Raw genomic sequence first — 13,838 nt, forward strand, 5'->3', positions numbered from 1 at the left:
CGCAGCCCTCTTGCGAGGGCGGCGACGCCGCGCTGCCGGACCAACTGTGCATAACTGCGTGCTGTGCATAACGCTGCTTATGGAGAGCTCTCCATAAAGGCTGGTTGCTGTCACTCAGTTTTGGCCAGCCAATGTCGGTCGCGGCCGATACCCGACCTTCGTTCACCATCCGTGACTAGCGCCAGAAAACACAGGGTAGCGCGCCTCTGCAGTCCTTTTCGACGGGGGATCGCGGCTCAGGGGGCCCCGAGCAGCGTGTTACCTCGCCCCCAGAGTTCTGCCCAGCGCAAAAACCGAATTCGGAACATCTCCCACTGGGAGCTGTCGTTCTGGATGGAGTGGGCGTCTTTTGGGGGCGGGAGCAGATGGGCGCAGTCCTTCCTCGGTGTCCCCCTTTGCAAGATGCTCTCTCACCACATCGGCCAGAGAGACGGACTGCAGATAGTCATCCACTGTTTGATGGAATGCTCGCCACAGTTCGTGGGTCATTGCCCCTTGCCGCTCGTTCATCGAGTCACGCTCGCACGACACACCTCTTAGTTCCCCTTGCTCGGAGGCTCGCACGATGTCGGCAATGGTGATGTCGGACACGTTCCGCGCAAGTTTGTATCCACCCCCAGGCCCTCGCGTGCTCGCGACCAGCCCCGCTTGACGCAGCGCGCTGAACAGCGTTTCAAGGTAAGACAGTGAAATACCATGCCGCTTTGCAATGGTAGACAGCGCAACGGGCCCATGGACGTCACGTACAGCGACATCCGCAATGGCGATGAGCGCAAACCTGCTACGCGTCGTCAGGCGCATGCATGGCTCCCTTCATGGTGCTGGTTCAAGGTATCAGTCCGGTCGTTGTCTAGTACCGATTCACGCATCAGTACACCCCTTCTCTACCATTCGCAGAATCACCGCCATCCCGATGGCTTGTGCCCATTCTTGGGCTGCCAGGACCGTGGTCTCGCCCTGGATGGCTGGGCGGGCGGGTTTGACTTCAACATCGAACGTCTCGTCTGTCTTGTTCGTTGCCACCTTGACGCTTGCACCAAGAAGCGGAATGTCGATGGCAGGACGCGGGCCCGCAGCACCATCGGCATCGATGCGCAAAACACAACCAGGCAGGAGGTCGTAGCTCCACTGCCGATCGGGGTGGGCGTCTTCGCCAATCGCGTTCATGGAGGCAAGGCGCTGGTCTTGGGTCATGTCCAGCGGGTCCATGGCAGGTATGTCGTGCTTCGGGTAGCCATCCATACACGCAGCGCTCAAGAACACGGCCAACATTGCAAACACGAAGCGCCAGCGCTGCCGCGACGTGTTGCGGCAAGAGCCAGCCAGCATGGTGCCGCCGGACAGTTGCAGTCTCACGATGGCATCTCCTGCTGGGCCTCAGCCGTTGCTGCCTGTGGCACGCGTGTCGCCAGGATCTTGTCGATGGTCTTTCCATCCATATCCACCACTTCCAGCTTCCAGCCTTCCCATTCCACGGTGTCGGTCACCTTGGGCAATGTCCCGGTGAGCAGCATGATCATGCCGCTCAGGGTGTGGTAACGGCCGCGTTCTTCCTCGGGCACGGCGTCCAGGTTCAGGCGGTCTTTCAGCTCTGGCACGGGGATGTGGCCATCCAGCAGCCAGCTGCCGTCCTCGCGCTGCAGCGCCCAGGAGGTCTCCGGGTCGCGCGGCTGAAACTCGCCGGTGATGGCCTCGATCAGGTCCTGCAGCGTGACGATGCCCTGCACCTCGCCGTATTCGTCGATGACAAACGCCATGTGGACGTCCGACAGGCGGAAGTTGTCCAGCAGCTCCATGCCCGTGATGGTCTCTGGCACATACAGAACCGTCTGCAGGGGTTGATCGGCAAGGCCGTTCGCCTTGTCTCGCAACGCGCGCGACAACCACTGGCGTGCATTGATAACGCCCAGAATGTTCTCCATGCTTCCCTTGACGACGGGGAACCGTGCATGGTCTGAGGTTTCGATCCGGCGCAGGTTTTCTTCCAAAGACTCTTCCAGGTCCAGGCACACCACGTCGCCGCGCGGCACCATCAGCGACCCGATCTGACGGTCGTCCAGCCGGAACACATTGCGCACCATCGTGTGCTCGTGCGATTCGATCACGCCGGCGGTGGTGCCTTCGACCAGCATGGCGTGGATCTCTTCTTCGGTCACCGGACTGCCGCTGGTTTCCTTCACACCCATCAGGCGCAGCAGCGTGCGCGTGGAGGTGGACAGCAGCAGCACAAACGGCTTGGTGGCCATCGCCAGAAAGTTGATGGGCCGCGCCACCAGGCGGGCAAAGGTCTCGGGGTACGACTGGCCGATGCGTTTGGGCACCAGCTCGCCCACCACGATGGAGAAGTAGGTGATCAGCACCACCACCAGGCCGGTGGCCGCATAGCCCCCGTAAGGCAGCGGCACACCCAGGCGCTCCAGCCAGGCCGCCAGTGGCGCGGCCAACGCGGCTTCACCCACGATACCGTTCAGAACACCAATCGACGTGATGCCGATCTGGATGGTGGAGAGAAAACGCGTGGGGTCTTCGCCCAGCTTCACGGCAGCGGCGGCGCCGCTATCGCCCTCATCAATCAGCTTTTGCAACCGGGCTTTGCGGGCCGTGACCAGAGCGATCTCGGACATGGCAAACAGGCCGTTGAGAAGGATGAGGGCGAAGAGTATGGCAATTTCCATGATGGAGTTTTTATGGGTTTGGCATGCGCATCCACAGATTCGATGTGGGTAGCGCCTTGGCAGAGAGGGATAGACGAAGCAGCAGACGTGTCTTGTGCTGATGCTCAGGAACAGCAGAAGACCATCAAAAAAGGGTGGCAGCGGGTGACACTGGCCCTGCGCGCAAACTGCGCGGTGCAAAGAATCAGGCGAAGGAGCCTGCTAGCCTGGGCGGCCTATGGGGTGGATCGACGACAGCAGACAGGACTGGGGCGACACCTGTCGAAGCCACATCTTTCGTGTTGGTGCCGCCTGAACTGGTTCGCCGTTGCGGCTCCAGCTGATCCGGGAGATCGCCCTTGTCGTCCATCAAGGCGTGGTCGTCCGCGTCAGAAAAGGCGAGGAGTGTTCCTGGACTACTGGGTGTACTGCGCTCCACTATCTCGGGCCCCTGCGGAACAGAGACGGGCGGATTCAAACCGGCGGCAGAAAACCCCACACACAAAAGAAAGTGGAGAATCAAAACCGCGATGAAGCGCCGTAGCATGGTGCGGAAATTATAGAGACCACTCGGCTGACCGCTGGCAGACCTATTTCGGCTAATCGCTAATGTGTGAACCCTTGAGCAAGCCTTGGCTCCTTCGCATTTCCTCGCTTTCGTGTGTAGCTGTTCGAGTCCGATTCATTCGCTAATCGGTAGCGGTGCCTATGCTTCATGCGGGCTGTGCCCCATGTGAGCGAGGCGTTGAAACCGGGCGCGAGATGTGGTTTTGACTGAGTGCCCTCGCGGTGTCGCTATGATTGCGACAAATTCTCAATTGCCTGCACCCCATTTCATGCGCCGACTGCTCGCAGTCATCCTGTTGCTCTCTTTCTTCTGCCAGGCCTTCGCAGCGGCCCGTCAGACGGTCGTACTCGACCACGCAGGCGCGTTTGAGGCGGTTCATGCGGAGATGCACATGGACGGTGTCTCTCACCACCATGATGAACACGGTGTGGCGCACCAAGACGATTCCCAGGAGTCGATCCAGCACATGCTGGCGGACGCAGGCCCTGGGACTGCAGCACTTCTCAACTTCCCGGAGCTGTCGCTTCCTCTCGACCGCTCGCCCGCACCGGCCGTGACCGCCGAATCCGTCAGCCCATCTCCTCATCTGGACGGTTTACGACGACCTCCCCGACTGATTTCCTGATCCACCCTTAGCGCCGCGCTTTCCACACGAAAGCGGGGTTGTTCATCGGTGCGGTACTACTTTGATCAGGCGCTGATGCGTCAACGATCCTGGTTTTCCGCCTTTGATCGGTCAGGAATCACGTGCGTTTTGTTATTTCCGGGCTTGCGGTGCGTTGTGCCGCAGGCTGTGCTTTGAGCTGCGTCCTCGTTGGCGCTGCGGTTGCACAGTCCAATACCGCCCCATCGCTTTCAGCCACGGCATCGCCCGTGGCTCCAACACTGGCACAAGCTGTCGAGGCTGCATGGCAGCGCGCCACACAGGCGAGAGAAGCCGAAGGTCAGACACAGCGGGCTACTGCCGAAAGGGTGGCGATCTCCAGCCTGTGGGCGGCCCCCCCCGCAGTGGAGTTTTCCTACCGGGACGACCGCTGGCAAACGTCGGCTGGACGTCGGGAAGCCGAGGCCGGCCTGGCGTGGCCGCTGTGGTTGCCTGGGCAGCGCAATGCACGCGGCGCTGCTGTGGATGCCGACGTAGAGCTGTCCCATGCTGCCGTTCAAGCGGGGCGCCTGCATTTTGCTGGGCTGGTACGTGAAGCCGCCTGGGGCATTGCCGCGCAAAAGGCCGAGTCCGACCTGGCGGACGCCCAGTGGAGGTCCTTGCAGGAGATCTCCGATGACGTGCGTCGCCGCGTCAAAGCGGGTGATCTGGCCCAGGCGGATGCGCTTGCCGCTCAATCCGAAGCGCTCGCTGCGCAATCTGCACAGTTGGCTGCACGCCAGCGCTTGAGCGCCAGCCAGTCGCAATGGATGACCCTGACGGGCAAAGCCCTGGCGCCTGATCTCACGTCTGCCCCGGTTGTTGATGGGGCCGGAGTTTCATCGGGCGGGGCGCACTTCACCGTTGAAACCCACCCCGATGCGCGTGTCGCTGCGCTGACGGTTGAGCGCGCTCGCAAGCGGCTGGACGTGGTGGCCGCCACGCGGCGCGACCCTCCAGAGCTCTTGTTGCGTATCCGACAAGACACCCCCGGGCGGGGTGAGTCGGCTCAAAACAGCATCGGCGTCGGCGTGCGCATTCCCCTGGGCACAGCGAGCCGCAACCAACCTCTGCAAGCTGCCGCACTGAGTGAGCTGGATGTAGCGCTGACCGCGAAACAGCGAACCGAGGAGCGGCTGGCTGCTGACGCCGCGATGGCGCAGTCTGCGGTGCACACGGCAGAGCAGCAACTGGAAGCGGAGCGCCAGCGCTCGGCACTCCTGCGGGAGCGTGCCACGCTCATTGATCGGTCTTTCAAAGCTGGAGAAACACCGCTGCCGGAGTTGTTGCGCGCGCTCGCTGCAGCTACCCAGGCCGACACCAGCTTCGCACGCCAGCAAGTGGCCCTGGGCCTGGCCCGCGCCCGCTTCCAGCAATCTCTCGGAATCCTTCCATGAATCTCTTGAATCTATTCCCCTCTCGTTACCGCCTCTCATTGCTGGGAGCAGGCTTGGCCTTGCTGGTGCTTGCCGGAACACCCAGCTATGCCGCGCCAGGAGCGCACGGTCCTAATGGCGAGCACTTGGATGCCCCCGCTCAAGCTGGTGCCAACAGCGGCCCCGTGCCTAGTTTTGAAGCGCGCTCGGAAGCCTTCGAGTTGGTGGGCCGACTGCAGGGCGGAGAGTTGTCCATCCTGATCAACCGTTTTGCCACCAATGAACCTGTGCTCAATGCCACAGTGGAAGTGGAGACTGGCGACCTCAAGGCGCCTGCCAAGTTCCATGCAGATATGGGCGACTACGCCATCGACGATGCCAACATGCTCAAGGCTCTGGCGGCACCCGGTGACCATCCCATGGTGGTCACCGTACTGGCGGGCAATGACTCCGACCTGCTGGACGGCACCCTCACGGTCGCGGGCGCCGTGCTCGACGACCATGGCCACTCCCACGACGACGGGCACGCCCATGGGCCCTCCCGAACGGTCTGGCTGGCTCTGGCCCTGGTCGTCCTGGCGGCGGTCGGTTGGTTCTTTGGCCGCACGCCCAAGGCTGCAGGTACCTCCTCCAGAGGAGGTGCGCTGTGAACCCATCGATGAAAAAAACCAAGGCAACCAGCATGTTTCATGTTTTCGGCTTGAGTGTCATCACGTGCATCGCGGCGATGTTCCCACCTGTTGCCGTCGCAGCGCCAGGTGCCCATGGGCCGAACGGTGAGCATCTAGATGCCCCCACGGCGGTCAGCGCATCCGGTTTGATGCGGTTGCCAGACGGCAGTGTCAACGTTCCGATGCTCGCCCAACGGCGCCTGGGCATCCTCACGCAGCTGACCCTGGAAACCCAGGCTGCAGCCACCATCGAATTGTCAGCGCGGGTGGTGATGGACCCTAATGCGAGCGGCCGCGTTCAGGCAATCCATGGGGGCCGGATCGAAGCGGGCCCTCGCGGCCTACCGATCGCCGGCCAGACCGTGCGCCAGGGGGAGGTACTGGCCTATGTGGCCCACCATGCAGAGCCCTATGCGCTGGCAAATCAACAGGCCCAACTGGCGGAGTTGCGCAGCGGCCGGGAGCTGGCTGCACAGCGGGTGCAGCGGCTGCAGTCCCTCGAAGGCACGGTGCCGCGCAAGGAGATCGAGGCCGCACGTGCTGAGCTACAGAGCCTCACCGCGCGCGAGAAAAGCATTGGAGCGAGCCTGGCTGCCCGAGAGGCCTTGCTGGCTCCCGTCTCCGGCGTGATTGCCAGAGCCGACGCAACCAAAGGCCAGGTGGTTGAGGCCCGCGAAGTGTTGTTCGAGGTGATTGACCCTGCACGAGTGTTGGTGGAGGCCACTACGGCAGATCCTGGCTTGCCCGCACGCACGGGTACAGCCCACTTGCAGGGGGTGCTTGGCGTCAAGCTGCAGCTGATCGGCGCTGCGCGCAGCCTGCGTGATGGCGTCCTCCCGATGACTTTCAGGGCCGTCCCGGAGCAATCGGGCACAGCCTTGCCGCTGGCGGTCGGACAGCCCGTCACCGTCGTGGCCTCGCTGAACGAGCAGGTGAAGGGCTTCGTCCTGCCTGCGCAGGCCGTTGTGCGCAACAGTGCCAACGAACCGGTGGTCTGGATCAAGTCCGGTGCAGAGCGCTACATTCCCCAGCCGGTGCAGTACCGGTCCCTGGACGCCGCCACGGTGGTCGTCACGCAGGGCCTGGGCGCTGACAACCGCGTCGTGGTGCAAGGTGCACCGCTCATCGCACAGATCCGCTGAACGGAGCCCACGCAATGTTCAATTGGATCGTAAGGAACAGCCTTCACAACCGCCTGTTCGTCCTGGCGGTCGCGGCGCTGCTGATGGTCTACGGGGCCATCACCGCATGGCGCACGCCAGTCGATGTGTTTCCCGACCTCAACAAACCCCTGGTCACCGTCTTGACGGAAGCAGGAGGTATGGCGCCCGAAGAAGTCGAGCAGCTGGTGACCTTCCCTCTGGAGACCGCGCTCAACGGCATGCCGGGGGTCACGCGGGTTCGCTCTACATCTGGGGTTGGCCTGTCCATTCTCTATGCCGAGTTCGATTGGGGGACCGATATCTACCGCAACCGCCAGCTCGTGGCGGAGCGCCTGGCACTGGTGCGGGAGCAACTCCCCGGGGGCATCACGCCCGTCATGGGGCCAGTGTCTTCCATCATGGGCGAAGTCATGCTCATCGCACTGCCGTTGGCAGCAGGCGATGGTAAGGCCGCCGCAGCGACACCCATGCAGGCCCGTGAGTACGCGGACTTCGTGCTGCGCCCAAGACTGCTGTCGATTCCAGGGGTTTCACAGGTCATCCCCATCGGCGGCGAAGTGCGCCAGTTGCGGGTGGAGCCGGACACGGCACGCATGGCACAGTTCGGGGTGACATTGACGCAGATCGAGCAGGCCCTTCGAGGCTTTGCGGGGAATGCGGGAGGTGGCTTCATCGACCTCAACAGCCGTGAATTCCTCATCCGCCACATCGGCCGTACCAGCCGTGTCGAGGACCTGCAGGGCGTGGCGGTGGCCTGGAAGGATGGCCGAGCCATCTTGCTGGAACAGGTGGCCAATGTCCGGTTCGCTGCCGCCATGAAGCGCGGTGACGCCGGATACAGCGGCGTGCCTGCCGTCATCGTCAGTGTGCAAAAGCAGCCTGCGGCCGATACCGTCAAGCTCACCCACGCCATCGAAGCGGCATTGGGGGATCTCAAACAGGGGCTGCCCGTGGGCTTGGCTGCTCCGAAGGTGTTGTTTCGTCAGGCGGACTTCATCGAGGCGTCCATCGGCAACGTGACCGAGGCTTTGCGGGACGGTGCCATCATGGTGGCCATCGTGTTGTTCGCCTTCCTGTTGTCCGCGCGAACCACTTTGATCTCGCTCGTGGCGATACCCCTGTCGCTGGCCGTGACAGCCATGGTGTTCCGGCTGCTGGATCAGTCCATCAACGTCATGACCCTGGGCGGCCTGGCGATTGCCATTGGCGAGCTGGTAGACGATGCGGTGGTGGATGTGGAGAACATCCTGCGCAGGCTGAAGCAGAACCGTGCCCAGGGCAATCCACTGTCCATGCTGGAGGTCGTGCGCCGGGCGAGCGTGGAAGTCCGCTCGGGCATCGTCTACGCCACCGCCATCGTGGTGCTGGTGTTTGTGCCGCTGTTCGCGCTGCCGGGCATTGAAGGACGCCTGTTCACGCCCCTGGGCATCGCCTACATTGTGTCGGTGCTGGCATCGATGCTGGTCTCGATGACGGTGACGCCGGTGTTGTGTCTTTACCTGTTGCCGGGGATGAAACGGCTGGACCACGGTGACAGTACGCTGGTCGCCTGGCTCAAGCGGCGGGATGCGCAAGTGCTCAGCTGGTCGTTTTCTCGCGCCAAGGTGCTGATGGCTGTCGCTGCACTGGCGGTAGCTGCAGCAGCTGCAAGCGTCCCGTTTTTTCCACGCGCCTTTCTGCCTGCCTTCAATGAGGGTTCGCTGGTGTTGGGCATGGTGTTCAACCCAGGCACTGCGCTGGCGGAAGCCAATCGCATGGGGGCGTTGGCCGAGATGCTGATCGCAGAGGTCCCTGAGGTCACCCAAGTCGGGCGCCGGACGGGGCGGGCCGAGCTGGATGAACATGCCGAAGGCGTGCATTCGGCCGAGATTGATGTGGACCTGAAGCGGTCCGCCCGGGGCCGCGAGGCCGTGATGGCAGACATCCGTGCCCGTTTGGCCGTCCTTCCAGCCCAGGTGGCCATTGGCCAGCCTATCTCCCACCGCCTGGATCACCTCTTGTCAGGGGTGCGGGCGCAGATCGCGCTCAAGATCTTCGGCGACGATACGGACACCTTGCGGGGCCTGGCCGAACAGATGCGCCAGGGACTCTCGGGCGTTCCAGGGCTCGTGGATCTGACGGTGGAAAAGCAGGTGCTGATCCCCCAGATCACGGTACGGCTGGACCACCGCAAGGCCGCGCAGGTTGGGCTGTCTCCGGGCGAGGCGGTGCGGGTGCTGCAGGCCCTGACGGATGGTGCCCATGGTGCGCAGATTGTGGACGGCCTGCGCCGCTATGAACTGGTGCTGCGCCTGCCCGATGACAAACGCAGTCCTCAGGATCTGGCTCGCACGCTGATCGACACGCCTGCGGGGCAGATACCGGTGTCTGCCATCGCCACGGTCCAGGAAACCGATGGACCCAACCAGATTGGCCGAGAAAACGGTCGTCGGCGCATCGTCGTTTATGCCAACACGGACGGCTCCGACATGGGCCGCGTCATTGCCGACATTCGTGCGGTGATGGCAAAGACGCCAATGCCCCCTGGGACCTTCCTGAGCCTGGAAGGCCAGTTCCAGGCCCAGGAGCAAGCGATGCAACTGATCGTCGGCTTGTCGCTGGTGTCTTTGGCAATGATCTTTCTCGTTCTGTATGTACGCTACAAGTCGGCGGTGTTGGCCGGGATCATCATGGCCAACATTCCGCTTGCGCTGATCGGCAGCGTAGCAGCGATGTGGCTGGCGGGGGTGAGCCTGTCTGTTGCATCCATGGTGGGCTTCATCACGCTGGCGGGCATTGCCACGCGCAACGGGATTTTGAAAGTCAGCCACTACATCAACCTGTGCAAGTTCGAGGGAGAGGTCTTCGGCCAACCCATGATCGTGCGCGGCTCGCTGGAGCGGTTGACCCCGGTGTTGATGACGGCGCTGGTGGCAGCCTTTGCGCTGACCCCGCTGCTGTTGGCGGCCGATGCACCTGGTAAGGAAATCCTGCATCCGGTGGCGGTCGTGATTTTTGGTGGACTCGTCAGCTCAACCTTGCTGGACACGCTGCTGACGCCCGTGATGTTCTGGCTTTTCGGCGAAAGTGCGACCCGGCGCTTGATTGAGGGCGGCAGCGCACAAGCTGAAAGCGAACCGACAAGCCAGGAGGCCTTCTGACCCCAGGCTCCAGCTGAATTTTCCGCAAATTTCTGATAGGCCTGGGCGCGCTGCCTTTTGAAGCGCGCCAGTGAATCAATCTCAACAGAAGGAAATCCAAATGACCATGAAAAAGAACTTCTCCCAACTGATGGCAGCCACCGCAATCGTGATGGCATCCCTGGCGAGTGCGCCTGCGGCAATGGCCCACGGTGCAGCCGAGCCTGCGCACGGCGGCGTGGTGCAAACTGCCTCTGATCTGTCGTTCGAGCTGGTCGCCACCGCTGACGGCGCGGCAATCTACATCGTGGACCACGACGAGGATGCGGACGCATCCAAGTTCGGCGGCAAGGTCACCGTGCTCAACGGCGCCGAAAAGGCAGAGGCGCCCCTGAAATCAGCAGGCGGCAACAAGCTGGAGGCCAAGGGCGTGAGGTTGGTCAAGGGCACAAAGGTGGTTGCGCTGATCACGACCAACAGCAAAAAGACCGTCACTGTTCGATTCACGGTGAAGTAAGGCCCATGGCGCGCGGCTCTCTGTCCTTGCCTGCACTGCAAGGCGGTCTGCTGGCCTTGCTGGCCGCAGCCTTGTTTGGCATCAGCACCCCGCTGGTTCAACGGCTGGGTGCTGGGCTGGGGGCGTTCACGACGGCTGCGCTGCTGTATGCGGGGGCGGCTGTCGTTGGTGCCTTGTCCCTGCGGACCGCTGCTCACGAGGCAAGGTTGCAGAGATCCGACGCCTGGCGCCTCATCGGCATGGCAGGGTTTGGCGCTGCCCTAGGTCCTGTCGCCCTGTCCTGGGGTCTGCAACACACAAGCGGTGCCAGCGCGTCGCTCATGCTCACGCTGGAAGCGCTGTTCACAGCCACTCTGGCGTGGTGGTTGTATAGCGAGACCATGGACCGCCGTGTGTGGGCAGCCATGCTTCTTTTGCTGGCCGGTGGCATGGCTTTGGTCGTGGACCAGGGCCTGGAGGGCGGCACGCAGCTGCTCGGTCTGCTTGCGGTGCTACTGGCGACGGTGGCCTGGGGCGTGGACAACACCCTGTCCCGGGGACTGGCCGAGCGCGATCCCAGCCAGGTCGTAATGGCAAAGGCCTCGCTGGGAGCCGCTGCGACAGCATGTCTTGCCACGGCGTGGGGCGAGCCTTTGCCCTCCCTGACGGCAGCTCTAGGGCTCTTTGCCGTGGGGGCCACGGGGTATGGCTTGAGTCTTCGGTTCTACCTTCTAGCGCAGCGGGCTTTTGGGGCGGCGCGGACTGGCTCCGTGTTCGCCTTTGCACCTTTCATCGGTGCGGCTGTAGCGTTCGGCTTCGGTGAACGGTCTGCGGGGTGGCTGATGCTGCTCGGTGGTCTTCTGATGCTTGCGGGGGTGCTGCTGCATTTGGCCGAGAGCCACGGGCATGAACATACGCACGAGCCGATGGAGCATGAGCACGCCCACCGTCATGACGATGGACACCATTCGCACGTTCATGACGTGATGCCCACGGGGAGCCACAGCCATGTGCACTTCCATGAGCCGGTCACCCACGCCCATCCCCATGCGCCGGATGTTCACCACCAGCACAGGCATTGACCAGAACAGATGTCCCAAGACTGTGGCAAAGGAACTTTAACGATGAAAAACTCGATGCTGTCGATTGCTACTGCGCTGGCTTTGCTGGTGCTTTCAGGCTGTAGCACCCCAGTCTATGAAAACCAATACGCTGTGTCCGAAGGCTGGAGAATCGGCAAGGTCACCAAACTGGTCACCGCAGAAGAATTCTTGAAGACAGGTAGCCCTCGCTGCCAGGGAATGGAGATTCGCCCCAATGACCGCTTTGCATTCATCCAAAGGCAAGTGACCCGAGCGCGCGGGCACTTCGCCAAAGTGGACCCGGGCACTGGTATAGCAGTGGGCGACAAGGTTTACTTCAACGCGTGGAAGTGTGACCAACCTCCAATAGTGCCGAAGGTCCCGCGTGGGGCCAAGGCGGGGCAAACGCCGTAGAGACTGACGAGGGGCCTCAACGAGACGGACTCTTTCTGACCGTGCCTGCGTACACCACACTGCCCGCATCGCGGTACTGCAATTCCTCCCCCACGCGCACCACGTCAAAACAGACGGGCGAGACCTTGCTGACCTGGGCAGCAGCAGGCAGAGTTGGTTGTTCTGCGTGCTCCAGCGTCCGGCGCGTGTGCGGCCGTTTTCTGAACGCTCTAGGCGGCCATCCAGGAAGTAGTCATGCCCCCAATGACGCCCGTCGGTGTCATGGAGTCGAGGCGCGAATTGGGTTGCCACATTTGCCGACCCTGTTAGCCTGAACTCCAGTATGGAAGGGCTTGGACGTCCGGTATGTGGGTCAGACCAGAAATCTGTGCTCTGGCACCAGAAGACTGCAATTGTTTAGGGCAACGCTGATTAAGGTCCACCATTGAGAGGGGTCAAACGTTATCCGCAGATGAAGCAGCAGACCTTGGCAATGGCCGCAGATCAAGACAACGGATTCGAGCATTCGCGCAAACCCACCCGACGCGAAGAGTTCTTGCGGACCATGGAGACAATAGTGCCATGGGCCGCTCTGTGCCAGGTGATAGAGCCGCACTACCCCAAAGCAGGCAACGGCCGCCCGCCCATTGGCCTTGAGCGCATGCTGCGCATCCACTTCCTGCAGCACTGGTTCAACCTGGCCGATCTGGCGTGCGAAGAGGCCCTGTACGACAGTGCCAGCCTGCGCCGCTTTGTGGGCATTGACCTGGGCCGCGAGCGCGTGCCCGATGCCACCACGCTGCTGAAGTTTCGCAAGCTGCTCAATGAGCACAAACTGGGTGAAGCCCTGTTTGCCCAGGTAGGCCAGCAACTGCAAGAGCGCGGCTTCAAGGTCAACACCGGCACCATCGTGGATGCCACTATTCAATCGCAGCGCCCAGCTCCACCAAGAACGCCGACAAGGCGCGCGACCCCGACATGCACCAGACCCGCAAAGGCCAGCAATGGTATTTCGGCATGAAGCTGCACATTGGCGTGGACAGCCAAAGCGGGCTGGCGCACAGCGCCGTGGTGACGGCGGCCAACGTGCATGACAAACACCCGCTGCCCGATCTGCTGCATGGCAACGAGCAGCGCGTGTACGGCGACTCGGCCTACGCCAGCCAGAAGACTCTGATCCGGGGCAAGGCGCCCCAAGCCAAAGACTTCACCAACCAGCGCACACGCAGGTGCGGGGTGGTCGACCAGACGCAGCGGTCCAAGAACCGCAACAAGTCCCGCATCCGCGCTCGCGTAGAGCATCTATTCGGGGTGGTCAAGCGGCTGTGGGGCTTTGGCAAGGTGCGCTATCGCGGGCTGCAAAAGAACGCCACGCGCGCGTTCACGGCCTTGGCGCTGGCCAACATCTACCTTGCCCGAGGGCGCCTGCAGGGACAGGTGCGCCCGTAAGGGTCTGAAGGGGGCTCAAAGGCTCCCGAAACAGGCCCTGTGGGGCAAAGTCCGGCATCTTTGCGGGCCATTTGGCATTCAAATGGCTGTGCAATGGAGTTGACGCTACTTGATCAGCATTGCCTTAGGGTTGTGGGATACCTGCCCGGAACTGGCACCCAAACGACGATCACCCACGGCCTGAGGGCAGGTGTCGCACAAGCCTCGATGGAGGAAACCGCGAA

The 13,838-nt window shown here is 62.4% G+C and carries 12 protein-coding genes; 9 read left to right on the forward strand and 3 right to left on the reverse strand.

Annotated features, from left to right (window positions below; genetic code table 11):
- Positions 1–258: 258 nt before the first annotated feature.
- From AAFF19_RS21535 to AAFF19_RS21545, 3 genes are read right to left on the reverse strand one after another with little or no spacing between them, the layout of a single operon-like run.
- The gene (locus AAFF19_RS21535) at positions 259–801 is read right to left on the reverse strand and encodes an Rrf2 family transcriptional regulator (RefSeq protein WP_342720968.1); all 543 of its coding nucleotides are present in this window, start codon (positions 799–801) and stop codon (positions 259–261) included.
- A 60-nt stretch (positions 802–861) separates the two neighbouring features.
- Complete coding sequence (locus AAFF19_RS21540) at positions 862–1,356, reverse strand: hypothetical protein (RefSeq protein ID WP_342720969.1); 495 nt, start codon at positions 1,354–1,356, stop codon at positions 862–864.
- Positions 1,353–2,675, reverse strand: coding sequence for a hemolysin family protein (locus AAFF19_RS21545; protein ID WP_342720970.1), 1,323 nt, complete (start codon positions 2,673–2,675; stop codon positions 1,353–1,355). Before AAFF19_RS21545 ends, AAFF19_RS21540 begins: the two co-directional genes overlap by 4 nt.
- A gap of 815 nt (positions 2,676–3,490) precedes the next feature.
- On the opposite strand from AAFF19_RS21545, the gene AAFF19_RS21550 reads away from it, so the two are divergent.
- The 9 genes from AAFF19_RS21550 (at position 3,491) to AAFF19_RS21590 (ending at position 13,614) form a co-directional block, all read left to right on the forward strand.
- Positions 3,491–3,847 (forward strand): hypothetical protein, encoded by a 357-nt coding sequence (locus AAFF19_RS21550; protein ID WP_342720971.1) that lies wholly within the window; start codon positions 3,491–3,493, stop codon positions 3,845–3,847.
- Between the two features lie 248 nt (positions 3,848–4,095).
- Complete coding sequence (locus AAFF19_RS21555) at positions 4,096–5,262, forward strand: TolC family protein (protein WP_342720972.1); 1,167 nt, start codon at positions 4,096–4,098, stop codon at positions 5,260–5,262.
- Complete coding sequence (locus AAFF19_RS21560; protein WP_050813825.1) at positions 5,259–5,891, forward strand: hypothetical protein; 633 nt, start codon at positions 5,259–5,261, stop codon at positions 5,889–5,891. Before AAFF19_RS21555 ends, AAFF19_RS21560 begins: the two co-directional genes overlap by 4 nt.
- Before the next feature lie 32 nt (positions 5,892–5,923).
- Positions 5,924–7,054, forward strand: a complete 1,131-nt coding sequence (locus tag AAFF19_RS21565) for an HlyD family efflux transporter periplasmic adaptor subunit (protein ID WP_050813826.1) — start codon at positions 5,924–5,926, stop codon at positions 7,052–7,054.
- Between the two features lie 14 nt (positions 7,055–7,068).
- Positions 7,069–10,215 carry an efflux RND transporter permease subunit gene (locus AAFF19_RS21570; protein WP_342720973.1) on the forward strand — a complete coding sequence of 1,049 codons (3,147 nt, stop codon included), beginning with the start codon at positions 7,069–7,071 and terminating at the stop codon, positions 10,213–10,215.
- Between the two features lie 106 nt (positions 10,216–10,321).
- Positions 10,322–10,711, forward strand: coding sequence for a hypothetical protein (locus AAFF19_RS21575; protein ID WP_182121096.1), 390 nt, complete (start codon positions 10,322–10,324; stop codon positions 10,709–10,711).
- 5 nt (positions 10,712–10,716) lie between these two features.
- Positions 10,717–11,772 carry an EamA family transporter gene (locus tag AAFF19_RS21580; RefSeq protein WP_342720974.1) on the forward strand — a complete coding sequence of 352 codons (1,056 nt, stop codon included), beginning with the start codon at positions 10,717–10,719 and terminating at the stop codon, positions 11,770–11,772.
- 42 nt (positions 11,773–11,814) lie between these two features.
- Positions 11,815–12,186: a hypothetical protein gene (locus tag AAFF19_RS21585; protein ID WP_342720975.1), complete on the forward strand. Its 372-nt coding sequence runs from the start codon at positions 11,815–11,817 to the stop codon at positions 12,184–12,186.
- A 451-nt stretch (positions 12,187–12,637) separates the two neighbouring features.
- Positions 12,638–13,614 (forward strand): IS5 family transposase gene (locus AAFF19_RS21590; protein WP_342720976.1). Its coding sequence is split into 2 segments (ribosomal slippage): positions 12,638–13,090 and positions 13,093–13,614, totalling 975 coding nucleotides; the frame shifts between segments, so codons are not numbered across the junction.
- Positions 13,615–13,838: the final 224 nt, after the last annotated feature.

The sequence above is a fragment of the Acidovorax sp. FHTAMBA genome, from assembly GCF_038958875.1.
Classification (GTDB): Bacteria; Pseudomonadota; Gammaproteobacteria; order Burkholderiales; family Burkholderiaceae_C; genus Acidovorax.